Raw genomic sequence first — 25,071 nt, forward strand, 5'->3', positions numbered from 1 at the left:
TTAATAATGTTTAATAAAAGCATCTATTCATAGATGCTTTTATTGTTTATGAGGAAATAGTATGTCAAATAAACGTGAATTTGAGCGCATGATGTGGGCAAGACGCTTTGCATTACAAGGCTTATATGAATGGCAAGTCTCTCAAACGCAGGTTGATCAAATCGAGCGTGGCTTTGCGGAAAACCCTGAATTTATCAAAGCAAATACAGAAGCATTCTCTAACTTGTTGCGTGGATCCATTCGCACACAAGGCCAAGTGAATGAGCTCATCACGCCATTGCTTGATCGCCCGATTGAGCAATTAGATTTAGTCGAGCGCGCGGTGTTATGGTTAGGCGGCTTTGAATTGTTAGAGCACCCTGAAATTCCTTACAAAGTGGTGATCAATGAATCGGTGAATTTAGCGAAAAAATTTGGTGCAAACCAAAGCTATAAATTCATCAATGGCATCTTAGATAAAGTCGCTGAAAAAGTGAGAATCGATTATCATTAATCGATCATAACAACATAAGAGATGAGAGAGTAATCATGGATATTTCGCCTTTTCTGCGCTTTATGGTGCAAAAGAATGGTTCGGATTTATTTATGTATCCGAATGCCCCAGTGTGCGTCAAACTCAGTGGAGTGGTGCACCCGTTAAGCCGTGATGTGTTGTCGGCTGAAACGGTTAAAGCAGCCATTTTTGGTCTGCTCAGTGAGGCACAAGCTGAAGAGTTTGTACATCAATTAGAGTTGAACTTTGCCATTAAGTTAGAAGATGGGTCACGTTTTCGTGTCAATATCTTCAAGCAGCGCGGCGAATATGGCATGGTGATTCGTTACATCAAATCTGTGATTCCGAAAATGGAAGATCTGCGTGTGCCTGAGGTCTTTAAACAGATCATCATGGAAAAACGCGGTTTGGTGTTGGTGGTGGGTTCAACCGGTAGTGGTAAATCCACAAGCTTAGCCTCCATGATTGATTATCGTGCGTCTCATTCACCCGGGCACATCTTAACGGTGGAAGATCCGATTGAATTTGTGTATCAACACAAAAAATCCATCATTGGGCAGCGTGAAGTGGGCTTAGATACCCATAGCTACGAAAATGCGTTGCAATCTGCGATGCGTGAAGCGCCTGATGTGATTTTAGTGGGGGAAGTGCGCAGCACTGAGATCATGAAAGCGGTGATCAACTTCTCCATCACCGGTCACTTATGTTTAACCACCTTGCATGCGAACAATGCTGTGGGCGCGCTTGACCGTATTGTGAACTTTTTCCCTGAATCTGCCCGCGCGCAGTTATTGGTGGATCTGTCGTTAAACATTAAAGCGATTGTTTCTCAGCGCTTAGTGAAAGGTTTAGATGGCAAATTGGTGCCCGCCGTTGAAGTGATGCTCAATACGCCTTATGTGCAAGAGCTCATCATGAAAGGGAAGTTAGACACTGTGCCAGAGGCCATGGAAAATGGCGGTACAACGGGCATGCGTACTTTTGATCAGGCATTGTATGAGTTGTATCGTGAGGGGTTGATCTCAGCTGAAGAGGCGATCAACAACGCTGATTCGAAAAATAACGTTTCTCTTCGCATTCGTATGGGTGAAAATCGAGCGGTGACGCGCGATGACATTCGCGGCGAGGCGAAGTTTGAGTTAAAACAGTATTAGTGCAAATTAATGAATCAAAGCACTAATTGAGTTAGTGCTTTTTTTATGGGGACAATTTAACCGTGGATTTAGAGCGTCGTTTTTCAGGATTAGATCGTTTATATCAAACCGATGCGATGGCACAATTGGCCAAATGCCATGTGGTGGTCATTGGTGTGGGCGGTGTCGGCTCTTGGTGCGTGGAAGCTTTGGCGCGTTCTGGCATTGGGCATTTGACGTTGATTGATTTAGATGTGGTGGCAGAAAGCAACATCAATCGACAATTGCCAGCGATGAGTTCAACCCTTGGCGAGTCAAAAATTGGCGTGATGGCCGCGCGCATTTTGGAGATCAATCCTCACTGTCAGGTGACATTGATCGATGATTTTTTATCTGAAGAGAATATGGCGCAACTGCTTGGTCATTTGACGGCAGAGCATACATGGATTGTCGATGCCATTGACAGCGTGAAGGTCAAAGCATCTCTCATTGCTTGGGCAAAACGCCACAAATTGAAGATCATTGTCAGCGGGGCTGCGGGCGGTAAAATCGATGCCCAATCGTTTATGATTGATGATCTCTCGAAAACCTATCATGATCCTTTGTGTGCCAGCTTAAAGGCGAACCTTAAAAAGCAACATGGTCTTGGTAAAAATGGCGCAAAATTTGGTGTGCCTGTGGTGTTTTCCACAGAAAATATGCAAGGCAGTCACAAAGGCAGCGGCGGTTTAAATTGTGCCGGTTACGGATCGATTGTGACGATGACAGCCACAATGGGCATGATGATGGCCGGTTACGTCATCAATAAATTATTAAAGGCATAAAAAAACCTGATCAAAGTTGATCAGGTTTGTGCAGCATGAGTTGCATTTATTTAGATTGTTCTAATAAATCATCATAAGCGGCTGTAAAACCTTTTAATGGCACTTGTGCTTTGATGTGTGCAGGGCTGTTTTTGTCAGCGTTAGAATCAAATGTGAAATTAACAAAAAGGTTGCTGCCTTTTTGGAATTTACCCATCAATTTACCGCTCACATCCACATCCATTGGCAATGCTGCGATACAACCAAAAGTAGAGCAGCGCTCAAAGTTGATTTGTGCGATGTCTGTATCGATGTCTTTTGGTTTGCCTGCTTCATCTTGACCTTTAACAGTGATGAAGATTTTGCCATCGTTGTTGTTGCTGTTTAAACGCAATTGTAAACCTTCGCTCAATTGAACGTCTAAAGGTGCAGCAAAGATCATCACAGGTTGTTTGTCAAACAATGTCACAGATGTTCTTAAAATCGGCACTTGGCGTTGTTGATCTTTTGGTAATTTTGCGTCCGCAGGTGCCACCATGGTGATTTGTTGAAACATTTGGCACTCTTTTGCATTGTTAGGTGCCGCAAAGCATTCAACTGTCCAATCTTGATGTTTCTTTTTATAGATGGAATCGGGACCTTGTTGAGCATTTGCTGCCACTAGAAGTGATGATGTTAATAATGATGCAGCCAGTACTTTTTTAAACATAAAATCCTCATTGAATATGAAGTTGACAATATTGTGCTTTGTTTATTTTACGCAGATTTAGGCCGAAATCAAGGTGAATCCGTGGCAACTTGTATGTATAACAGTGTTTTAATCAGACAAAGGAAAGGTAAATTTTGTATAATGACACCCCCTTAAAAGACAAATAAAAGTGAGTGAAAAAATGTGTGAGCGCGAAAAGTTTTTGGGCAATCTCTATGTTATTTCGTCGCCATCGGGTGGCGGTAAAACAACATTGGTGAGCCAATTACTTGAATGTACACCTGATATTTGTCGTGTTGTGACCCATACCACTCGTGCAGCAAGACCGAACGAAAAAGATGGGATGCATTACCACTTTGTGACCGATGAAGCCTTTGAAGCCTTAAAAGCAGAAGGCGGCTTTGTGGAAACAGCGCGTGTGTTCAATGCACAATACGGCACTTCTTGGAAAGAGGTGAAAAGCAAACTCAGACACGGTATGGATGTGGTGCTCGTGATCGATTGGCAAGGCGCTGAGCAAGTGCGCATTAGCCATCCGGAAGCAATCAGCATTTTCATTTTGCCGCCGTCTTTAGAAACGCTGCGCGCCCGTTTATTTGCTCGCAATGAAGACAGCATTGCAGTGGTGGAAAATCGCATGAAAGATGCGAGCAATCAGATCAGTCACTATAAAGATTTTGATTATTTAGTGGTGAATGATGACTTTGATCTCGCATTGGCAAATTTACGTTCTATCATTATGGCAGAGCGTTTAAAAACAGCCCCACAAAAAGAGCGTCACAAATTATTGATTAGCTCTTTGCTTGAGCAATAAGATTTCAGTACGCTGAACCGATATTTTGGTTATTATTGATGTAGTTATTTTTGTAAGAATATTAGGAGTTTTAGTTTATGGCACGTGTGACCGTAGAAGATTGTTTAGACAAAGTAGAAAACCGTTTCCAATTGGTGTTGTTGGCTTCTCGCCGTGCGCATCAGTTAGCGTTGGGTGCAGAAACAAAATTGCCACCTTCCACTGAAAAAGTAACGGTTCAAGCGTTGCGTGAAATTGCCGAAGAACTCATTACGATTGATGAGATTAAAAAATTGAATGTGAAGCCAAAACCCGTCATCGTTGAAAGCTTCAAACCAGAAACAGCATTCGAATTTTAATTGAATGTGGATGTGAACATGGAACCGATTAAGCTACCTGAAGAAATGGCACTTTGGAACGAGGCATTTTTTGCCAAAGTTGCAGAGTTAGAGTTATGCGTTAGCCGTTATATGACTAAAGCAGAAGTCGCTTTGGTTAAAGAGGCTTGCTTTTTCGGTGCGTGGGCGCATCAAGGACAATCGAGGAGTTCTGGCGAACCCTATATTTTCCATCCCATCGAAGTTGCACTGATCTTAACATTGGTGCAACTTGATGTGGACTCCATCGTGGGCGCTGTGCTGCACGATGTGATTGAAGATACGGACATCACCTTTGAGGAGATTGCGGAAAAATTTGGCCGCGAAACCGCCATCATTGTCGATGGTGTCAGTAAACTCACCAAGATTCGATTCAGCTCAAAATTAGAAGCAAAAGCTGAAAACTTTCGCAAAATGATCCTAGCGATGACCAAAGACCTTCGCGTCATTATGGTTAAATTGGCCGATCGCTTGCACAATATGCGCACCCTTGGGGCGTTAGCGCCTTACAAAAAACGCCGCATTGCTAAAGATACATTGGACATTTATACGCCGATTGCCGCGCGTTTAGGGATGTTTGCTTTACAAACAGAGCTTGAAAACCTCTGCTTTGAGAACATTTATCCCATGCGTTATCGTGTGTTGTTAGAGTTTGTGAATAAAAAACGCATCTCTCAAGGACCCACTTTACAAGCCATTCGTGATGCCATTCAGGCAAAAGTCTCAAGCGTTGGTATTTCTGCACGCATTGCAATCCGTGAAAAGCACGCATGGAGCTTGTATCGTAAACTTAAAAAACGCGGCTCATTGTCGCAATTATCGGACATTTTCTCCATTCGTGTCATTGTCAACAGTGTTGATGAGTGTTATCGCGTATTAGGGATTGTCCACAGCCTCAATAAACCCATCATTGGCCGCTTTAAAGATTTCATTGCCATTCCAAAAGTCAATGGTTATCAAAGCTTACACACCGTGGTGTTTGGGGCAAACATGTTACCGGTTGAAGTACAGATTCGCACCAAAGAGATGCACATCATCGCAGAAGCAGGCGCTGCCGCTCACTGGCGTTATGGTGAAGTGTATCGCGAGCAAAATTACACGAAAAATAAAACGCGCGAATGGTTAGATTCTGTCACAGAATTACAAAACAGCATGCTCTCTTCTGAAGAGTTCATGGCATCAATGAAGGAAGATCTCTTCCCATCAGAAATTTATGTCTTCACACCAAATGGTCGCATCATTGAGTTGCCAAAAGGCAGCACAGCCGTTGACTTTGCTTATGCCATTCACTCAGACATTGGCAATCACTGCATCTCCACAAAAATTGATGCAAAATTTGCACCGGTGGCACAAGTGTTGGTCACAGGACAAACGGTGGAGATCCAAACTTCCCAAAGTGCACAGCCCAATCCTTTATGGCTAGAGTTTGTACGTACGGCGAAAGCGCGCTCAGCCATTCGCAGTTACTTAAGTAAATTGAGCTATGAAGATGCGGTGGTGATTGGGGAAAATCTCCTTGAAAATGCCATGAAGCAGAAAAACATTCCGGTGGCAAAACTCTCTGAAGAGATTCTCAATAAATTGGCCAAAGAGCTGCGCATTGAGTCGGTGGAAGATATGTATGCAGAGATTGGTTCTGGAAAGCGTCCTGCATCCTTCATCATCAATCGTTTAGAAGCTCATGGTTTAGATGTGACGCAAGAGTATCGACACTCGCATCACACCACAGATAATGCACAAACCATTGAAGGGGCACAAGGGAAGAAAACCGTATTTGCAGAGTGTTGTTACCCCATTCCGGGCGATAATATTGTGGGCTATTGGCAGCCACGCTTAGGGGAATTAGAAGTGCATCGCATTGAGTGCCGTAACGCCATTGAAGCGGCCACGAAACATCCTGAGCGCTGTTATCCGTTGGCATGGAAGCATCAAGAAAAAGGTATTTTCCCTGTACAACTCTCCTTCATCATTCGTAACCGCCGCGGTGTCATCGCCCAAATCACTAATGAATTGATGAACATGGAGATCAATATTAATGATCTGCGTTCACAAACCATCAATGAAGGTTACAGCCGCTTATGGATGGTGATTCATGTGTCAGATCGTCAATTTTTAGCCAATGTTTTCCGTAATTTGAAAAAACTTGAAAACGTTGTACGCATCGGTCGACAAAATGATGAGGCCCAAATCGTTGGTTAATGGCCAGCATGGCCAAACCACGGGGCGATTTAGACTGATCATCATCGCCGTCATTTTGATACTTTCAATGACGGGGATGTTCTTCTTTTTCAAATCCTCCGCTGTCACCAGTAATTTATCGTATTCACTGTACGACTATTTCATCGATAAAAAATCTCAAGCGCTGAGCAATGAAAGCGACATTGTGATGATCGTCATTGATGATAAAAGCATTCGCACGCTTGAAAAAATCTGGCCTTGGCCACGGGCATATCATGCCGGGCTCATTCGCGAACTCACCAAAATGGGAGCAAAAGTGATTGCCTATGACATTTTGTTCACAGAAAGCAGCTCTGGGGATGCATTGTTGTCAAAAGCCATTGAGCAACATGGGTCTGTTGTGTTGCCAAAACCGCTTTTTTTGTCCTCAGATGGCGTGATTCCTTTTAATGATGTGGCGCACTTTGGGCATGTGGATGTGAACATTGATGGAGATGGCATTGTGCGCTCGATCGATCCCTATTTAGATGGCATGCGAAGCTTTTCATTTGCCATTTTGGATGTGTTGGCACAAAAAGATGCGCATTTACCGGATGCCGCAAGCCTGTATCGTGATGAGTTGGAAGATCCCATTCGTTTTGTCTATTCATTGGATCGCAATTATCCGATCTACTCATTTTCTGATGTATTTATGGGGAAAATTGCCCCATCAGAATTTAAAGATAAAGTGGTGTTTGTGGGCGTCAGTGCCTCCGGCATTGGCGAGCGCATGCGCAGTTCATCTTTAAAAAACAGTACGTTTAAAACAGGGGTTGAGATTCAGGCCTCAATTTTTGAGGCACTTCGCACCCATGCGGTGACGGAATATGCTGGCACAGCGTTTAATACCTTGGCAATGGTGAGTTCTGTTGTGGGTATGACGATTGTGGCGATTTTTGCAACGCCCGTGATGACGGTGGCCATTTTACTTCTGTACATTGGTTTTTTAACCGCTGTAACTTTCTTGCTCTTTTATTTTTATGATTATTGGTATTCGCCGATTGCGCTCTCATTTGCCATGATCAGTGTGATTTTTGTCTACACCATTGTGCGCATTCATTTGAGCTTAAAAGAGGCAAACCGTACGCTGAACTTAAACGTTGCTGACCGCACCAAAAAATTGGTGATCTCAAACCTACGTTTAGCCCAAGAGATGAATGAGAAAGAGAAAATTTGGGCGGATTTGCGTAACAGTGAAGAGCAGCTCAAAGCTTTACTCGATGGTTTACAAATTGGTATTGTTTCCACAGATCAACATGGTGAACTCATCACTGCGAATGTGACGGCGCTGGATTTTTTTGATTTAGACAGCGTTGAGAATGCCAAAAGCTTGGATCAATACTTTCAGTTCGACATTGCCCATGGTGGCGGCAAGATCAGCACGCGCGAGCTGTTTAAAACCTTAATGGATGTCAATGATTCGACGCAGGTGGAATGCGTGTTGGCCTCCAGTAATCCACGTTTTAATGGCATTCCCACATCGCTTTTATTGTCCCGTTTGAGCGCATCTTCTGAGCGTGAGGTGAATTTTGCATGCATCATTCGTGACATCAGCGATCAAAAGCGTGCAGAGTTCATCACCCAAGAATTTGTGGCAACGGTGTCTCATGAGCTTCGCACACCGATCACCTCCATCAAAGGTTCATTAGGTTTAATGAACAGTGGGATTGCCGGTGAGATTCCGCAAAAGGCACAAAAGTTATTGGAATTGGCATCGCGCAACAGTGACCGCTTATTGAGTCTGGTCAATGATATCTTAGACATTCAGAAGATTCAGCTTGGCACCCTTGATTTTCACCTCAAAACCATCGATATTGTGAGCGTAGTGCGCCAATCGATAGAGGTCAATGAATTGTATGCACAAAATTTAGGGGTGACGATTGTGGGGCATTTGCCCTCATATCCCATTTATGTGATGGGCGATTCTGATCGCTTAGCGCAGATCATGAGTAACCTTTTATCCAATGCTGCTAAATTCTCAAAACCGGACAGTCGCGTTGATGTGCGCGTGATGTTAGATGGGAAATGCGTGCGCGTTGACGTTGAGGATTATGGCGTTGGGATTCCTGAAAGTTTTTCAGACAAAGTCTTTATGAAGTTTGCCCAAGCCGATGATGCAAAGCATCGTTCAAAAGGAACCGGGCTAGGCTTAAGCATTTCTAAAGCATTCATTGAGCGCATGCGCGGCACGATTCATTATGAGTCGCAAGAGAATGTCGGCACGCTCTTTTATTTCTATTTGCCACTTGCTTCGATGGAAGAGGTGAACAATTATATTTCGGATCAGAAAGCGAAAAAGGATATGTTTTTATGATGAAGGCAAATAAGCCCGTCCGTTTTTTAGGCGGACTCACGATTGAACAATTTTTAGCAGAATATTGGCAAAAAAAACCACTGTTTGTGAAAAACGCGTTCCAAGATTTTATGGACCCGATGACGGCCGATGAAGTGGCTGGTTTGAGTTGTGAAGAGGGCGTGCCCTCGCGCTTTGTGTTTGAAGAGCGCAATTGGGAATTAAAATGTGGCCCGTTTGCAGAAAAAGATTTTGCCAATTTACCGGATACAAAATGGGTATTGCTCGTCAATGATGTGGAAAAATTCATGCCACAAATGCGCGTATTGAGTGATCCATTTAAATTCATTCCTGAATGGCGTTTAGATGACGTTCAAGTGAGCTATGCGGTGGATCAAGGCACGGTGGGCGCGCATTGGGATGATTATGATGTGTTTTTAATCCAAGGGATGGGTAAAAAGCGCTGGCAGATCAGTTATGATGAAGTCTCTGAAAACGACTTTGTAGAAGGCTTGCCAATTCGCTTGATTGAAAACTTTAACGTCAGCGAAGAGTGGATCGTTGAACCTGGGGATTTATTGTATTTGCCACCACGCATTGGCCATTTTGGTGTGGCCATTGGCGAGAGCATGACTTGGTCTGTGGGTTTTCGTGCCCCTAAACATCGTGAAATGATCCATGATTTTGTGGAAGACATTGTGCAATTCACAGCGCCCGATGCCCGTTATGCAGATCCTGATTTAGCACCGCGTGAATTCTCAACAGAACTCAATGATGATGACATTGACCGTGTGATGAAAGTGATCGAAGAGGGCTTACATCACAATCGTGATCTAGTGGCTGATTGGTTTGGGCGCTTTATGAGCGAGAGCAAAGAAGGGCAAGAGCCTGAAATGCTTGAAGAGGCATTCAGTGCTGATGAAGTATTGGGCTTGTTAGAAGATGGCGCAGACATTGAGCGTGTGCCAAGCGTTGCCTTTTATTTCCGTGAAACATTGGATGATGTGGTGCTCTATGCCAATGGTGAGTGCTTTGCATTGGATAAAAAACACACCAAATTGGTGCAATTCTTATGTGAAAATCGCCAATACAGCCCTGGTAAAATGAAGCAATTTTTACGCGATGAAGTGGCGTCTGAATTCATTGTGGATCTGGTCAATCAAGGTTTCCTTGCCTTCTTTGATGGTGATGACCATGATCACGATTGTGATGATGAGTGCGATCATGACTAAACGCATCCTGAAAACGGTTTTGCCATTGCTTGGGGCAATGGCGTTACTGCCAAGCGCAATGGCGCAAAGTTTTTGGCAGCCGCTTGATGAAGTTCATCCGCAATCGCATTTAGCATTGGCAACTGTTACCATCAATGATCAACCGATTCGCGTGGAATTGGCAACAAAACCGCGTGCTCAAGCGTATGGTTTGATGCATCGCTATATTCTTCCGGAAAATCAAGGCATGCTGTTTGTGTTTGATAAAATGCAGCCTTTGAGCTTTTGGATGAAGAACACAAAAATCCCATTAGACATTCTCTATTTTGACAATGAAGGCGTGCTGGTTGATTATGCTGAAGCCATTCCGTGTCTTGAGGATCCTTGTCCCTCTTATCCATCAAAAGCCCCTGGGCAGTATGTATTAGAGATCGGTCAAGGCGAGCGTGCACGATTGGGAATTAACATCGGGGATCGCCTGAAAAAAGTAGATTAAACTTTTGTTTTAGTAAATTTCTCGGTATAATCACCCACAATTATGCTGTCATCGCCATTGACAACAATTAATTTTATTTGGAGTTTTATTTTTTATGTTAACAACTGAAAAAAAAGCAGCCATTGTTGCTGAATTTGCTCGCGGCGAAAACGATACAGGTTCTCCTGAAGTACAAGTTGCACTTTTAACAAACAACATCAATGCGCTTCGTGCTCACTTTGATGCACACAAAAAAGATCATCACTCACGTCGTGGTTTATTACAAATGGTTAACCAACGTCGTAAGTTGTTAGACTACTTAAAACGTAAAGATTTAGCGCGTTATCAAACTTTGATTGAGCGTTTACAATTACGTCGTTAATCAGCACACACATGATGCAGATGATTATGTAGTTTAGCGAGCCCTTGCAGTTGTGCTGTGAGGGCTTTTGTCATTGGTAAAAGTGTTTTGAAGGGTTCTGATAAAGCGTTTTAGTGAGAATGTTTTGTCAGCTCCCTTGGATCAAAAGCTTTTACCGCAAATGTTTAATTTTGAGGTAATTATGGAATTAAAAGCAATTCAAAAAGAATTTATGTATGGCAACCAAAAGGTTGTATTAGAAGTGGGTGAAATGGCACGTCAAGCGAATGCTGCCGTTAAAGTGGACGTGGATGGCACTGTGGTATTTGTCACTTGTGTGGCATCGACTAAATTTGATCCATCACGTGACTTTTTCCCACTCACTGTGAACTATCAAGAACGCACATATGCAGCGGGTAAAATCCCTGGTGGTTTCTTCCGCCGCGAAGGTCGTCCTTCTGAAGGTGAAACATTGATCGCCCGTTTGATCGACCGTCCACTTCGTCCTTTATTTGCAGAAGGCTTTACCAACGAAACACAAGTGATCGCAACAGTTGTGTCCATTAACCCTGAAGTGAATCCTGACATTCCTGCGATGATCGGTGCTTCTGCGGCTGTTTCTTTGGCTGGTTTACCATTTGCAGGTCCATTGGGTGCAGCACGCGTTGGTTATGAAAATGGCGAATATCTTTTAAACCCATCTAAAGAACAATTGGCAACTTCTCAATTAGATTTAGTGGTTGCAGGTACAAAAGATGCCGTATTGATGGTTGAATCAGAAGCAGAATTGTTAAGCGAAGAAGTGATGCTTGGCGCTGTGATGTTCGGTCATGATGCAATGCAAGTGGTGATTGAAAATATCAACGCATTGTGTGCAGAAGTTGGCGTGACAACATTTGAATATCAAACGGTTGAAAAAGACGCTGAATTAGAAGCAGCTGTGAAAGCATTTGCGGCTGAAAAATTAGAAGCAGCTTACAGCATCTCTGTGAAAGCAGATCGCTATGCCGCAATTGATGCATTGAAAACAGAAGCTTTGGAAGCATTGGCGACTGAAGACAATGGCTATACAAAAGATGCCATCAATGCGGTGATTGATGAAATGAGCTATCGTTTAGTGCGTGATCACATCTTAGATGGTAAACCACGCATTGACGGCCGTGATACGACAACGGTTCGCCCAATCCATTCACGCGTTGGTGTTTTACCACGTACGCACGGTTCTGCATTGTTCACACGCGGTGAAACGCAAGCTTTGGTTGTGACCACATTGGGTACAGACCGCGATGCACAAATCATCGATGCATTAGATGGTGAATACAAAGATAAATTCTTATTCCATTACAACTTCCCTCCATATTCTGTGGGTGAAACTGGCATGGTGGGTTCACCTAAGCGCCGTGAAATTGGTCATGGTCGTTTGGCTAAACGTGGTGTACAAGCTGTATTGCCAAGCATGGAAGAGTATCCATACACAGTGCGCGTTGTGTCAGAAATCACTGAATCTAACGGATCAAGCTCAATGGCATCTGTGTGCGGTGCATCTTTATCCTTGATGGATGCAGGCGTACCTTTAAAAGCACCTGTGGCCGGTATCGCAATGGGCTTAATCAAAGAAGGTGATCGTTTTGCTGTTTTAACAGACATCTTAGGTGATGAAGATCACTTAGGTGATATGGACTTTAAAGTGGCAGGTACAACGGATGGTATTTCTGCGCTTCAAATGGACATCAAAATCACCGGCATCACTAAAGAAATCATGGAACAAGCTTTAGCACAAGCAAAAGTGGCTCGTTTACACATCATTGATGAAATGAGTGCAACGTTGAACACTGCGCGTCCTGAAATTTCTGAATTTGCACCACGCTTTACAGTGTTCCGCATCAACCCTGATAAAATCCGTGATGTGATTGGTAAGGGCGGCGTAACAATTCGTGGCATCACTGAAGAAACAGGTGCTGTGATTGAAATTGAAGATGATGGCACCATCAAAATCGCAGCCTCTAATGCAGATCAAGCAGCTGAAGCGAAAAAACGCATTGAAGAAATCACAGCAGACATCGAAGTGGGCAAAATCTACGAAGCGCCAGTTGTGCGCATCATGGACTTTGGTGCATTTGTTAACTTGATGCCAGGCCGCGATGGTATGGTTCACGTTTCACAAATTCCATCTGAAGAGCGCATTCAAAACGTTTCTGACTACGTTCAAGTGGGTCAAGTGGTTCGCGTTAAAGTCTTGGAAATTGATAAACAAGGCCGCATTCGTTTAACCATGAAAGATGTGGATGCCGCTGCAGAATAATCCATTGAATTAAATGAGTTAAAAAAGCCAAAATGATTTTTGGCTTTTTTATTGCGTGCCGAAAATTTCAGAGCGCGTATAATCTACTTTTTCTAATCATTTGAGTGATCGAGGCAAGCGATGAAAAAATGTCATACGTGTGAGAAAGAGTTAATGGAAGCTTACTTTAATGCGCAATCTGGTGAGGATTGTATTTTTTGTGCCAATGATCGCATCACGATCGAAAGCACAAAAAAACATGCATACGAAGAAGTGGAAGATAAAGGCTGCGCAGGCGGCGCTTGCACATTGTAAGCTTGATCAAACGATGTCAAAAAGCCCTGATGACTCAGGGCTTTTTTGTGTTAAAGGGATAAATCCACCACAAGGCGGCCGGTGATTTTCCCATCAATGAGCTCATGTGCCGCATCCATCACATCATCAAGGCTGATGAGGGTGCGAATGTGCTCAAGGGCACCGGGCTGAATCAATGTCGCTAAGTGATCCCAGGCTTCAATGCGATCGGGTAATGGGCGCATCACACTGTCAATGCCGCGAAGGGTGACATTGCGAAGGATAAAGGGCATCACGGTGCCTGGTAGATCATAGCCTTGTGCTAAACCGCATGCTGCAACGCATCCGCCATATTCTGTACCGGCAAGTACATTGACCAATGTATGGCTGCCCACGGTATCAATCGCCCCCATCCAACGCATTTTTTGAAGGGGTTTACCGGGCTCACTGAGCTCTGAACGCGCAATCATTTCTTTTGCACCAAGGGCACGTAAATACTCATGCGCACTCTCTTTACCCGTCACTGCAATGACGTGATAACCCAATTGTGCCAACAGATAGACGGCAAAACTACCTACACCACCGGTTGCACCGGTTACCAATATTTTACCCGATTCAGGTTGAATGCCATGTTGTTCAAGTGCAATGATGGAGAGCATGGCAGTATAGCCTGCGGTTCCAATGGTCATGGCATCAATGGCGCTAAATTGAGTGGGTAAGGGAATGAGCCATTCAGACTTTAAGACGGCTTTTTCTGAAAGTCCACCTGAATACAACTCACCCACGCCAAAGCCATTGAGCAGAACCAAATCGCCTGTTTTAAAACGGCTGGAATGGCTAGCGGTCACTTTTCCCACCAGATCAATGCCGGGCGTAAGGGGGAATGTACGCACTACAGGACTACGATTGGTGATGGCTAGGGCATCTTTATAATTGAGGGTCGATGCCAATACATCCACTGCCACATCGCCTTCAGGTAAGGCATCTTCCTCTAATGTCATGAGTGTGGCGGTATAATCAGGGTTTTTATCAATCACAATGGCGCGATGAGTCATGGTCACTCCTTATGTTTTATGGTTGAAGCTGAATGGATACAGTGTAGCAATATTGCGGGCAAGGGCATATAAAAAAACCCATGCATTGCATAGGTTTAGTGATCAAATTAGCTTCTGCTTCTCATGCGAAAGAGAGAGCGGCGCACACGTTGCTTTGGTCGAAACTCTGAACGCTTCTCATACAGAGGCTTTTCAGGAATCGGCATGCCTTTAAAGAGCGCGGGTGCTAACTCAACGAGGGCACGATTGTACACTTTGCGCTTAAAATAAATGACTTCATTGATGGGATGCCAATATTCCACCCATTTCCAATGGTCAAACTCTGGCGTGTCAAAAAATGCCAAATCAATGGCATCTTCATCCGCCGTCAGTTCTAACAGAAACCAAATCTGTTTTTGTCCAATACAGCGCGGAGAGTTATTTTTGCGAATCAGTCGTTGTGGTAAACGGTACCTTAACCAGCTTTTAGTTTTTCCTAAAATTTTTACATCATCAGAAGAGAGACCTACCTCTTCCTTCAATTCTCGATACATTGCCTCTTCGGGAGTTTCGTTATCATCGATCCCACCTTGAGGAAATTGCCATGAATCTAAATGCCCTATTCTATGACCCCAAAAAAGTTTTTTGTCCCGATTACACAAGATGATGCCAACGTTCGCGCGGTAGCCGTCATTGTCAATCATAATGTAAACCTTGAATAAATTTAATGGCTCTATTGTTCCACAAAGGCTAATTAAAACCAAATTTATTTGACGAAATCGCGGCGATATTTTTCAACCCATTGTAGGGTGCCACCACAAACCGCAGCCGGCATGATGAAGAGATTGATGATGGGAATCATGGTCACTAAATTCACCAACGCGCCAAAGATGAAATTATCCGTGCGATCCTGTATTAAGCGGGCGCGCATGTTGGGAAAGCTCACTTTGTTATTGTCAAAACTGTAATCATTATACTGAATCGCCATCATCCATGCGTTAAAGGCAAACAGCACAATCGGCGCAATGAAGGTGCCAATCACAGGCACTAAAAAGAGCAGTAAAATGCCAATCAGGCGCGGCAGATAATAAGCCAAGTTTTGCATCTCGCGCTGAAGTGAGCGCCCGATATCTTTAGCTAAACTCATCCATGAATCATCGCTTGGCGTATGTCCTGTGAGCATGATCTCAACTTTTGCCGCAAGCATCGAGTTAAAGGGCGCAGCAATGATGTTCGCTAGGGTGCTAAAGAAGTAACCAAAAAACACCACAATCGACAATAAAGCAAGCGGCCAAATGAGGTAGCTCAGCCATTGTAGCCAACCTGGGACATAACTCATGATCCCGTTCATCCAGCTGCTTAATTGCGTATAGATGCCATAGAATGCACCGCCAATGATGAGGATATTCACCAAAATGGGCAAAAAGACATAGCGCTTTAATCCAGGATGGAGCGTTAAGCGCCAACCTTCCGTAAAGTAGTGTAAACCGCCGCGATTGTGTGTGTTGTTTTGATTTGCGTTCATGATCAACAATTAAAAGTTATAGTTAATGCCAAGGGCGAAGCTAGAGAGGGCAGAGCGATTGGTCATGGGGCTATTTTTGACTTCACTGGGTAAGAATTTCACCTGCACGCCACCAAAAAGATGGAGATTGTCTGTCGCATCAATCACCGTGCCAACGCCCACATAAGGTGTAAAGCTGCTGTCAGGATTGTATTCAGTGACGCCCGAGCGCGCGGATTCCTCACGAGAGACGCCATAATAATAATCATTGTGCTTTTTACTTGACCAAATGCCACCCACTTTTGGAATCACTTTAAAGTGATCATTAAAATTGTGGATGATCCCGCCGCCAGCATCAATATTGACGCCTTTGCTGCGCCCTAAAATATCTGCATCAATGTCTGCACTCACGAAAAATTGGCTGGGGAAAATGTGCATCGCGCCCACACCGAGCTCAATGGTGGATTTACGGCGATTGAGATCACGCAGCGCACCTTCTGAATCTTTTGGCTTAAAATTAAGGGATTGATAACGTAAATGGGTGTCCACTTTCGTTGTGGGCGTATCCACAATGAATAAACCTGCTTTTAATCCTTTGATGAAAAAGCGGCCGTTTTGATATTCAAAGTGGGGCACAGGCACCCAGCTTGAATTGTCACCCACATACGGTTTTTGTTGATAGCCCACACCTAAGCCAAGGCTGTATTGTTCTTGCGCCATCGCGCTCATTGGCGTTAGAAATAAAAGGGCGAGTGCAATTTTCTTCATGGATCAATCCTCAAAATAATGTGATGTTGATCCCGTTATTGTAGCGTAATTGCGCAAGTTTGTGTCTTGATCGATGTGTTTTTGAAGGCAAAAAAAACGCCGCAGTGCGGCGCTTTTAGACTCATCATTAAATGATGGATTGATGATATTTCTCTGAGCCTAATTCAGCGAGGAGCTCTTGTTGTGTTTCAAGATAATCGATGTACTCTTCACTCTCTTCAAGCAAATGCTCTAACAAATCACGAGAGACATAATCCTCTTTCTCTTCACACAATTTGATGGCATCGACAAGCACAGTGCGCTTATTGTATTCACAGGCTAAGTCGCTGTTTAACACTTCTGGCACATCTTCGCCGATGAGAATTTTGCCAAGATCTTGAAGATTTGGTAAACCTTCAAGGAGCAAAATGCGCTCGATCAAATCATCCGACTCTTTCATGTCTTCGATGGATTTTTTATAGATGGTTTTGCCCAATGACTCAAAACCCCAATTCTTTAAAATGCGACCATGCAAAAAGTATTGGTTGATGGAAATTAAGTATTGGCCAAGCACTTTGTTTAAGTGTTGAATCACCACGCGGTCAACTTTCATAGCGCCTCCTTAACCGTTCAATTGATCTTGAAGATAGTTCGGTAAAGAGATCGTTTTAATGAGGCGAAGTTGTTTTTCAAGCCAATGAGCATGATCTTCTTCGGTGTCTTTCAATTGCACCACAAGCATGTCACGCGTTACGTAATCTTGCTCTTCTTCGCACAATTTGATGCCTTTTTTGAGGGCTTCACGCACGCTGAGTTCAAGATCTAAATCGCTTTGTAACATGGTTTCAACGGTGGAGCCAATGTTGATTTTTTCAGGCACCATGTTTGGCGTGGCTTCTAACAACAATAAGCGTGCAATGATCAATTGCGCATGTTCGGTTTCATCTTGCATTTCGTGATGAATGCGCTCATACAATTTTTTATAACCCCATTCTTCATACATCGATGAGTGAATAAAGTATTGATCACGCGCGGCCAATTCACCAGCTAATAATACGTTTAAGTAATCAATGACTTTTTGGCTTCCTTTCATGAGTATTCTCCTTAGGTTTTATTTAATTCACACAATAATTATACATGATTGCAGGAAAATTGATAGCGTACTTTTTGTATAAGTAATTGATAATATTATTACTTATTTGCGTATGATTATCGTCTAATAATGATGATTAATTGCATTTTATGTTTGATTCCGCCAAATCGCTTGCCCATTCTTAATGGCATCAATGAGAAACAACTCTCATTCTCAAATTGATGTGGCGCATGGTGGGTAAATTTTGGGCAAAAAAAAGCCGAAAACTGAATTTCGGCAAAATAACCACCAAAGGAGGATATGGAGGAGAACATCCAGAATTTCTAGATGTCGAGTGATATATTATCAGGATATGCATAAATGTCAATTTTTTATTGTGAGAAATGTTAATAAATGTATTTTTTTAAACATTTTCTGAGGTCAAATCACACATAATTGTTCTGTTAAATTTATTAAACATTTGAAATTAAATAAAATTGCCGCCTTTACTTAAAAACTTGACCATAATTTTGTATTTAAAATGTAGTCAATTAATGGGTAATCATGACGGCAATCATTTTAGAGTAATACCCATAAAAATAATAAATATCAATGATTTATTTTTTATTTTGTAAAGAGAGCATCACAAGTTTAGCTTGCTCATCCCCGCGATCTGCTGCAATTTTGAACAATTTTGCGGCTTTTTCGAGGTCAATTTCAGTACCTTCGCCCTTCACATGCATGATCGCTAAGTTTACTAGCGCCTTCGTATGCCCAAGCTCGGCAGCTTTCTCAAAATACTTCAATGCCTTAGCGGGATTTTTTGGTGCGCCATCACCATATAAATACATGGAGCCTAAAATGAAGGCAGCATCCGGCTGACCGAGCTCTATCGCTTGCATTAAATGATGGCGTGCCGCTGCTGAATCTTTAGGCGTGCCTTTGCCTTCTTTGTTCATCATCGCGATCAGCATTAAAGCATCCGGTTGCTCTTGGGCAGCGGCTTTAGAGAGATTGCGATAGGCTTTTTTATCTTCGCCTTGCTCAAGCTGAATTTGACCTAAAAAGAGTTGTGCACTACTGTTATTTTGTTTCAATGCTTCATTGAGGTAATACATGAGCGCAGGATTTTTGGGATCATTTTCATAATAATGTACCGCAAGATTGTATTGGGCCGCGGCCAATCCCATGTCGGCGGCGGCTTTGTAATAATTCAATGCGCGCTTTTTATCCTGCTTTACAGCAATGCCTTGATCATACATCACCCCAAGGGCATTATTTGCCTCAGCTGAACCTTTCTCGCTGGCGGCTTCAAAATAGGCTTTAGCACGTTTTGGATTCACATCACGATTGATGGGAGAAAGCGCTTGCATCCCTTTATGATAGAGGCTATCTGCGGTTTCATCGGTCAGTTTGTGGCTGGGAATGGATTGGCAGCCCGCGAGGAGCACTGCGCAAACAATCGGTAAAAGTAATTTTTTCATGGATGTGACCCGTCTTGGTGAGTTGTCCCTAGTATTATAGATGATCTCCAAAAAATAAAGCCATTCAGAGAATGGCTTAGCAATTAAATTAAAGATTAATAACGGGCATCTTTGGGTTTTTTACCATTTGGCCAGTCATTGACCTTGCCCGCAAAATCGGGGCGCGGTTGATGGGTGAAAAATTCAGCCACATCCACAGCTTCTTGATCGGTCAATGTACCGCCATTGCCTTGTCCCCAATCACCGTGTGTGCTCACGCCCATTGGCATATTGTATTTCACAAAAGCGGCGGCCTTATAAGTACGTGCCATGCCTGCACCGATGTTGAAGGATTCATCGCCCCAAAGTGGTGGGAAAATGATGTTGCCGCGTTGATCTTTTAAGCCTTCGCCATCATTGCCATGACAAGAAGCACAATGTTCAGCATAGATGCGTGCGCCATTGACAGGATCAGGCACTAAAGATTCATCAATTGGGCCTGCATTCATGATTTTAACTTTAGCACCTTCTGGTTGAGAAGCGCTGAGCCATGTCATGTAAGCCACCATGGCTTTCATCTCTTTTGATTCAGGATCTAACGGTTTACCATTCATAGAGCGCTGGAAACAACCATTGATGCGCCCTTCGATGGTGACCAATTTGCCCGCACGCGGCATCACTTTAGGATACTGATGCACTGTGGTTAAGTAAGGTGCGCCATATTCTGCTTTACCTTCGTCAATGTGGCAGCTGTTACAGTTCATCATCGCGCCAACATTGTCAGGCAATAAGCGTTTTGTGGCGTTTAAGAGCTCTTTACCATAAAAGATTTGATCAGCATTTGGCTCTTTTTCAATGTCTAAATCGGATGGCACCACATAATCGGGTAAAGGTTGACCTTCTGCATTCACCATTGGATATTTTTGTGGATCAGCGGGGGTTAATGTATACGCAGACGCTGAAGCAGTCGCAACGAAGAGGGCAAGGGTGCTGAATGATAAAATGAGTTGTTTTTTCATTATTTATCCTCCTTCACTGAGGAAATGTTTGGGGCTTTATTGGCAAGGAAATGACGAATCTCAGCAACATCTTGTGGACTCACTTCAGGGGATACGTTGTTCCATGAGTTGCGGATGAAGTTGATGACCGTGGCCACTTCTTCATCGCTTAAGTGTGCAAATGAGGGCATGCCAAATGCCATGCGATCTGCCGGTGTTGCTGGCATCACGCCGCCTTCTAAGGTGATTTGAATGACCGATTGTGCATTTTGTGCCGTGATGGCAGTGTTTTGGTTCAACGCAGGGAAAATGCGTGGCACACCTTCACCATCAACGCGGTGACAAATTGTACAATGTTCCATATACAATACGGCACCCGGCGCTCTGAATGTATCGGTTAAGAGAAGGTCAGTGGTGGTATCGGGTTGAGTTTTTAACTCTAAGGATTTACCCGGCGCTGGGGACAATGTTTTTAAGTAGCTGGCCACAGCATTTAAATCTTGTTCTGTCCAATATTGCGAGCTGTGTTCAACCACATCGCCCATTGCACCAAAGGCAGCCACTTTATCTGTGCGCCCTGTTTTTAAGAATTCTACGATTTCATCTTCAGACCAAGTTTTTAAGCCTTGACCTTCACCGCGTAAACTTTTTGCACGCCAACCATCAATGAGTGCACCGGATAAGAAGAGATCACTTGAATCATTCGTGAGGGCTTTTTCTTGGTACGCAATGCCGCGTGGCGTATGACAAGCGCCGCAGTGACCCGGACCTTCAACAATGTATGCCCCATGATTTTCAATGCCACTTAATGCGCTGTTGCCTTTAAATTCACGGATGGGTGCAAAAAGCATCTGCCAATAAGCCACCGGCCAACGCATGCTCATGATGGCAGGGAAAGTTGTGGGTGCATTTTCTTGCTTCACAGCAGGCACCGCATTCATAAAGTATTCATACATCGCCACCATGTCAGAGTCGGGCATGATGGTGTAAGAGGCATAAGGCATCGCAGGATAGAGCGGCGCACCATCTTTACGCACACCATGTTTGACAGCATTGGCGAACTCTTGCAATGTGTAATTGCCAATCCCTGTCTCTTTATCTGGTGTGATATTGGTGGAATAGATGGCGCCAAATGGCGTTTGCATCGCTAAACCACCGGCATATTCCGTGCCACCTGGCACAGTATGACACGCCGCGCAGTCGGATAACCGTGCAATGTATTCACCCTGAGCGATTAAAGCTTGTTGTTGTTCTGGGCTCGTGGCTTGTGTGGATGTGTCAATGTCATGGGTGCGGCTTTTAATGATCATAAAAGAGCCAGCCACCGCAGCGGTGACGCCGACAGCACCAAGAATCGCCAATCGGATGAGTAATTTTTTCATAGTTATCCTCATGTTTTTTGTTATCGAAATCAGCTATATGTATACCTTAATTTACAAAATTAATGGCAAATATTTACAACTTTTGACCTTTTATCCATCAAAAGTTGATGCTTGTCAAAATCCATTGCTATTACCGGGCTCGTGCGGTGTTGGGGACCATTTTTGTCCCCTTTGAAACAATGCTTAATAAATAATTTAAAAGAGAATCATAAAATATTATTGACAATCAGTGATAAATACTAATAATAAGCAAATAGGAATTAATATCATTTGGTATTCACTTTTAGTTACATTGAAGGAAAGTCATGCATCAGCGCACCATTTTGTTCACTGTTTTAATGTCATTGATCGGCACTGCCGCCGCAGAATCCTCAACCCCAAAAGATGTGGGTACCACGCGTGTTGTGGTGGCTGCACTGAAAGATGAGCGCGTTGCCGAAGAAGCCGCAACGAGTTTATCTCAGGTAGACAGTGAAACAATGGAGCGTGTTGGGGCAACGAATTTAAGCAATGCATTGCGTTATGAAGCAGGCGTGAATGTGGACATGACGTCTACAGGGCGCATGGATAATGTGCGCATTCGTGGCGTGGGTGATGATCGCGTGATGATTGCCATTGACGGCGCACCAATCCCGATGGCATTTAAATTTGGTGGCGGTTATACCGACATGGGACAAGGCTATTTTGATGTGGATGCCATGAAGCGCATTGACATCATCAAAGGCCCTGTTTCGATGTTGTACGGCAGCAGCGCTTTAGCGGGCGGTATTTTCATGGAAACGAAAGATCCAAGTGATTTTATCCGTGCGGGCAAGCGTTATGGCGGCGAAGTGAAATTTGGCTATGGCACGGCAGATCGTGATCAATTGGTGACGGCAACGGCCGCGGCAAAAATCACCGATACTTTATCTGCATTCGTGCGCGCTTCATTTCGTAAACATTACGAGCGCCGTAACTATGAAGGCAAAGCTTATAGCGAAAATTTATTAGGCGCAGGGCGCACGCATCCAAATCCTGCAGAAGCGAATGTAAAAAATATTTTATCTAAAGTGGTGTTTGAGCCAAGTGATGAACATCGTTTTGCTTTAAGTTATGAGTATTTTAATAGTCACGCTTGGGATGATGCTGCCAATAGAATAGGTGAAAAGCCTATGGCATTTCCTGGTATGCCAACGTTTTCGGCGCACCATACAAATATGCTCAACATTCGTCAGCAAATGAATGTACGTTATGACTTTAATGTAGAAACACCAATGTTTGATCGTGGGCATGTGATGGGGTATTACCAATCTACCAAAGCGCGTCAATCGGTGACGGAAGCGCGTGAACATACAGCGCGCGGCGTTTTTACCGAAGATCGCTTCAGACAATCTCACTTTAAAAATGAACAAGTGGGCTTTAATACAGAGTTCTATAAAGCCTTGGAAACGGGTTCAATCTCCCATGAATTGAGCTATGGTGCAAATTATAAACACACGAAAGTGAAGACTTTGCGTTTAGGTCACTCTTTTAATCGTCAAACAGGTGCATCCACAGAAACGCAAACCTTCCCGAATAAAAGCTTCCCAGATTCTAAAATTCATGAATATGGTTTATTTGCACAAGATCGCATCGGCTTTTTAGACAATCGTTTAGAGGTGATTTTAGGGTTGCGTTATGATCATTACTCCTTAAAAGTTCAGCAGGGCGGACCATTCTTAGAGGCCAATCCGGGTGTATTGGCACCTGTTGGCTTAAATAAAGGGCATTTATCGAAGCGTTTAGCGGTGCTGTATTATCCCCATGATCATCACACCATCTATGCAAACTATGCAGAAGGCTTTAAAGCCCCGAGTTTTAATGCGGTCAATGTTGGATTCTCGAACCTTGCCCACGGTTATACAGCGATCTCGAATCCTGATTTAAAGCCAGAAACCAGCAAAACTTTTGAGCTCGGTTGGAACTTTAATGATGAGATCAATTCAGCGTCTATTGCGGCGTTTTATACCAAATATGACAACTTCATTGAAGAGCTTAAAGTGGTGGGGCATAGAAATGGCGTGCGTTTACATCAATCCGTGAATTTAGATAAAAGTCATATTTATGGCTTAGAAGGTAAAGCGAGCATTCGTGTGCTTGAATTGCAGAACAATGATGCTCAGTTGCGCTTAAATCTCAATGCCGCTTATGCAAAAGGCAAAGACAATCAAACCAAAGAGCCCATTGACAGCGTTGAACCGTTAACCGGCATCATCGGTATGAGTTATGGCTACAGCGATACGGCATTTGTGGGGCTGAATCTGAAGCTTGTGGCACCGAAAAAGGCTAAAGAGATTTCAACTGCGTTGCGTAAAAATGGCATCACCAAAATGCCAGGTTACGGCACGCTTGATTTAGTGGGCGAGTATCGCCCGAATGATAACATCCGCATCAATGCGGGGATTTATAACTTATTGGATAAGAAACATTGGAACTGGGGCAATCGCATGAATCAAACCACACTGCGTGATGTGGTGCGTGGGACTGAGCCTGGCATCAATGCAGGATTATCCGTCACCATCAGTTTTTAAGTGCAGAGATATCCATGATTAAAAAAATGACCCTTGCGGCTGCCTGTGTTGCGGCAATGCTCACCCCAAGTTTTGCCAATGAACGCATCATCACAACCTCTGCTTACATCACACAAGTGGTGGAAGCGTTAGGCAAAGCATCCGAATTGGTGGGCGCAGATACTACAAGCCGTTATAACGATGATTTAAGGGCTTTACCGGATGTGGGTTATCGCATTGCCCTTTCCACAGAAGGGATGCTCTCTTTAAAACCCACGCTGGTGTTGTGGTCATCGGATTCAGGACCACAAACCACCATTGATCAAGTCAATGGCGCCGGCATTAAGAATCTCACTGTAAAAAAACCGGTGAACATGGCTGAATTAAAAACCATGGTCAGTCAAATCGGTGAAGCATTAGACGCCGCTTCACAAAGTGAAGTGATCAATGCCGAGTTAGAAGAAAAGCATCAAACTTTGCAAAAAGCGATTGCCGCGCGCGGTGGAAAAAAAGCCCTCTTTATTATGAATGAAATGGGGCAAGGCAAAAATGGCAGCAGTCAAAACTTTGCTGGCAATGACACAAGTGCGAATGCTTTAATTGAGCTCTTGGGCATGGACAATCCCTTTGCAAAACAATTCAGCGCTTATAAGGCGGTGAATGTGGAAACACAAATTCAGCAAGGGGCGGACATTGTCTTCATTGGTAAGCGCTATGATGGCAAAACAGAAGCACCGCCCATTGTGCGTTTAGACAGCGCTGCTTTAGGTTGGCCGGCGCCCGTTGCCCCTAAATGCGTCTATGAAGTGGACATCAGCCACATGCTCGTCTATGGCATCCATTTATATGATGATGCGCTCGCCCTCAATGGCCTTGTCAATGAGTGCCTAGGGGAAGAGTAGT

General features: G+C 43.8%; 24 protein-coding genes. 14 read left to right on the forward strand and 10 right to left on the reverse strand.

Features of this window, described 5'->3' with window-relative positions; genetic code table 11:
• The first annotated feature begins 61 nt into the window (after positions 1–61).
• The 3 genes from nusB (at position 62) to B9T20_RS03595 (ending at position 2,450) form a co-directional block, all read left to right on the forward strand.
• The gene (nusB, locus tag B9T20_RS03585; protein ID WP_094489857.1) at positions 62–493 is read left to right on the forward strand and encodes a transcription antitermination factor NusB; all 432 of its coding nucleotides are present in this window, start codon (positions 62–64) and stop codon (positions 491–493) included.
• Between the two features lie 35 nt (positions 494–528).
• Positions 529–1,647: a PilT/PilU family type 4a pilus ATPase gene (locus B9T20_RS03590; protein WP_018122845.1), complete on the forward strand. Its 1,119-nt coding sequence runs from the start codon at positions 529–531 to the stop codon at positions 1,645–1,647.
• Between the two features lie 62 nt (positions 1,648–1,709).
• Positions 1,710–2,450: a ThiF family adenylyltransferase gene (locus tag B9T20_RS03595; protein ID WP_094489858.1), complete on the forward strand. Its 741-nt coding sequence runs from the start codon at positions 1,710–1,712 to the stop codon at positions 2,448–2,450.
• 46 nt (positions 2,451–2,496) lie between these two features.
• Here B9T20_RS03595 and B9T20_RS03600 read toward each other — a convergent pair whose 3' ends face one another.
• The gene (locus B9T20_RS03600; RefSeq protein WP_094489859.1) at positions 2,497–3,138 is read right to left on the reverse strand and encodes an invasion associated locus B family protein; all 642 of its coding nucleotides are present in this window, start codon (positions 3,136–3,138) and stop codon (positions 2,497–2,499) included.
• Positions 3,139–3,319: 181 nt separating this feature from the next.
• Here B9T20_RS03600 and gmk point away from each other — a divergent pair, with 181 nt between their 5' ends.
• The 9 genes from gmk to B9T20_RS10175 all read left to right on the forward strand — a co-directional run bounded on the left by gmk (position 3,320) and on the right by B9T20_RS10175 (position 13,461).
• The gene (gene gmk, locus B9T20_RS03605) at positions 3,320–3,952 is read left to right on the forward strand and encodes a guanylate kinase (protein ID WP_008315618.1); all 633 of its coding nucleotides are present in this window, start codon (positions 3,320–3,322) and stop codon (positions 3,950–3,952) included.
• A 77-nt stretch (positions 3,953–4,029) separates the two neighbouring features.
• Positions 4,030–4,290, forward strand: a complete 261-nt coding sequence (rpoZ, locus tag B9T20_RS03610) for a DNA-directed RNA polymerase subunit omega (protein WP_008315617.1) — start codon at positions 4,030–4,032, stop codon at positions 4,288–4,290.
• 18 nt (positions 4,291–4,308) lie between these two features.
• Positions 4,309–6,507, forward strand: a complete 2,199-nt coding sequence (locus B9T20_RS03615; RefSeq protein WP_094489860.1) for a bifunctional (p)ppGpp synthetase/guanosine-3',5'-bis(diphosphate) 3'-pyrophosphohydrolase — start codon at positions 4,309–4,311, stop codon at positions 6,505–6,507.
• Positions 6,482–8,839, forward strand: coding sequence for a CHASE2 domain-containing protein (locus B9T20_RS03620; RefSeq protein ID WP_233491545.1), 2,358 nt, complete (start codon positions 6,482–6,484; stop codon positions 8,837–8,839). Before B9T20_RS03615 ends, B9T20_RS03620 begins: the two co-directional genes overlap by 26 nt.
• A complete protein-coding gene (locus B9T20_RS03625; protein WP_094489862.1) occupies positions 8,836–10,050 on the forward strand; it encodes a cupin domain-containing protein in 1,215 nt (404 codons plus the stop codon). Before B9T20_RS03620 ends, B9T20_RS03625 begins: the two co-directional genes overlap by 4 nt.
• Positions 10,043–10,525 carry a DUF192 domain-containing protein gene (locus tag B9T20_RS03630; RefSeq protein ID WP_233491547.1) on the forward strand — a complete coding sequence of 161 codons (483 nt, stop codon included), beginning with the start codon at positions 10,043–10,045 and terminating at the stop codon, positions 10,523–10,525. The genes B9T20_RS03625 and B9T20_RS03630 overlap by 8 nt, the downstream gene beginning before the upstream one ends.
• Positions 10,526–10,619: 94 nt before the next feature.
• Positions 10,620–10,886 carry a 30S ribosomal protein S15 gene (gene rpsO, locus B9T20_RS03635; RefSeq protein ID WP_077925807.1) on the forward strand — a complete coding sequence of 89 codons (267 nt, stop codon included), beginning with the start codon at positions 10,620–10,622 and terminating at the stop codon, positions 10,884–10,886.
• Between the two features lie 181 nt (positions 10,887–11,067).
• A complete protein-coding gene (pnp, locus tag B9T20_RS03640) occupies positions 11,068–13,167 on the forward strand; it encodes a polyribonucleotide nucleotidyltransferase (protein ID WP_094489864.1) in 2,100 nt (699 codons plus the stop codon).
• 120 nt (positions 13,168–13,287) lie between these two features.
• Positions 13,288–13,461, forward strand: coding sequence for a hypothetical protein (locus B9T20_RS10175; protein ID WP_008315608.1), 174 nt, complete (start codon positions 13,288–13,290; stop codon positions 13,459–13,461).
• A 50-nt stretch (positions 13,462–13,511) separates the two neighbouring features.
• On the opposite strand, the gene B9T20_RS03645 is transcribed toward B9T20_RS10175, so the two are convergent.
• The 9 genes from B9T20_RS03645 to B9T20_RS03685 all read right to left on the reverse strand — a co-directional run bounded on the left by B9T20_RS03645 (position 13,512) and on the right by B9T20_RS03685 (position 21,640).
• Positions 13,512–14,495 carry an MDR family oxidoreductase gene (locus tag B9T20_RS03645; protein ID WP_094489865.1) on the reverse strand — a complete coding sequence of 328 codons (984 nt, stop codon included), beginning with the start codon at positions 14,493–14,495 and terminating at the stop codon, positions 13,512–13,514.
• Positions 14,496–14,602: 107 nt separating this feature from the next.
• Entirely contained in the window at positions 14,603–15,178 is a 576-nt protein-coding gene (locus tag B9T20_RS03650) for an RNA pyrophosphohydrolase (RefSeq protein ID WP_018122837.1), read from the reverse strand.
• A gap of 62 nt (positions 15,179–15,240) precedes the next feature.
• Entirely contained in the window at positions 15,241–15,999 is a 759-nt protein-coding gene (gene cysZ, locus B9T20_RS03655; protein WP_094489866.1) for a sulfate transporter CysZ, read from the reverse strand.
• A 9-nt stretch (positions 16,000–16,008) separates the two neighbouring features.
• Positions 16,009–16,746 (reverse strand): MipA/OmpV family protein, encoded by a 738-nt coding sequence (locus B9T20_RS03660; RefSeq protein WP_018122835.1) that lies wholly within the window; start codon positions 16,744–16,746, stop codon positions 16,009–16,011.
• A 127-nt stretch (positions 16,747–16,873) separates the two neighbouring features.
• Positions 16,874–17,338, reverse strand: coding sequence for a bacterioferritin (bfr, locus tag B9T20_RS03665; protein ID WP_008315601.1), 465 nt, complete (start codon positions 17,336–17,338; stop codon positions 16,874–16,876).
• A gap of 9 nt (positions 17,339–17,347) precedes the next feature.
• The gene (gene bfr / locus B9T20_RS03670; RefSeq protein ID WP_063455337.1) at positions 17,348–17,818 is read right to left on the reverse strand and encodes a bacterioferritin; all 471 of its coding nucleotides are present in this window, start codon (positions 17,816–17,818) and stop codon (positions 17,348–17,350) included.
• A gap of 596 nt (positions 17,819–18,414) precedes the next feature.
• Complete coding sequence (locus B9T20_RS03675; RefSeq protein ID WP_094489867.1) at positions 18,415–19,281, reverse strand: tetratricopeptide repeat protein; 867 nt, start codon at positions 19,279–19,281, stop codon at positions 18,415–18,417.
• A 95-nt stretch (positions 19,282–19,376) separates the two neighbouring features.
• Positions 19,377–20,279, reverse strand: a complete 903-nt coding sequence (locus tag B9T20_RS03680; RefSeq protein ID WP_094489868.1) for a c-type cytochrome — start codon at positions 20,277–20,279, stop codon at positions 19,377–19,379.
• A complete protein-coding gene (locus B9T20_RS03685; protein WP_094489039.1) occupies positions 20,279–21,640 on the reverse strand; it encodes a cytochrome c in 1,362 nt (453 codons plus the stop codon). The genes B9T20_RS03680 and B9T20_RS03685 overlap by 1 nt, the downstream gene beginning before the upstream one ends.
• Before the next feature lie 305 nt (positions 21,641–21,945).
• Here B9T20_RS03685 and B9T20_RS03690 point away from each other — a divergent pair, with 305 nt between their 5' ends.
• Both B9T20_RS03690 and B9T20_RS03695 read left to right on the forward strand, forming a co-directional pair.
• On the forward strand, positions 21,946–24,189 hold the full coding sequence (locus B9T20_RS03690; protein WP_094489869.1) for a TonB-dependent hemoglobin/transferrin/lactoferrin family receptor: 2,244 nt from the start codon (positions 21,946–21,948) through the stop codon (positions 24,187–24,189).
• 14 nt (positions 24,190–24,203) lie between these two features.
• Complete coding sequence (locus tag B9T20_RS03695; RefSeq protein ID WP_233491548.1) at positions 24,204–25,070, forward strand: hemin ABC transporter substrate-binding protein; 867 nt, start codon at positions 24,204–24,206, stop codon at positions 25,068–25,070.
• The last annotated feature ends 1 nt before the right edge of the window (position 25,071 follow it).

Source organism: Wohlfahrtiimonas sp. G9077 (genome assembly GCF_002252155.1).
GTDB lineage: Bacteria > Pseudomonadota > Gammaproteobacteria > Cardiobacteriales > Wohlfahrtiimonadaceae > Wohlfahrtiimonas.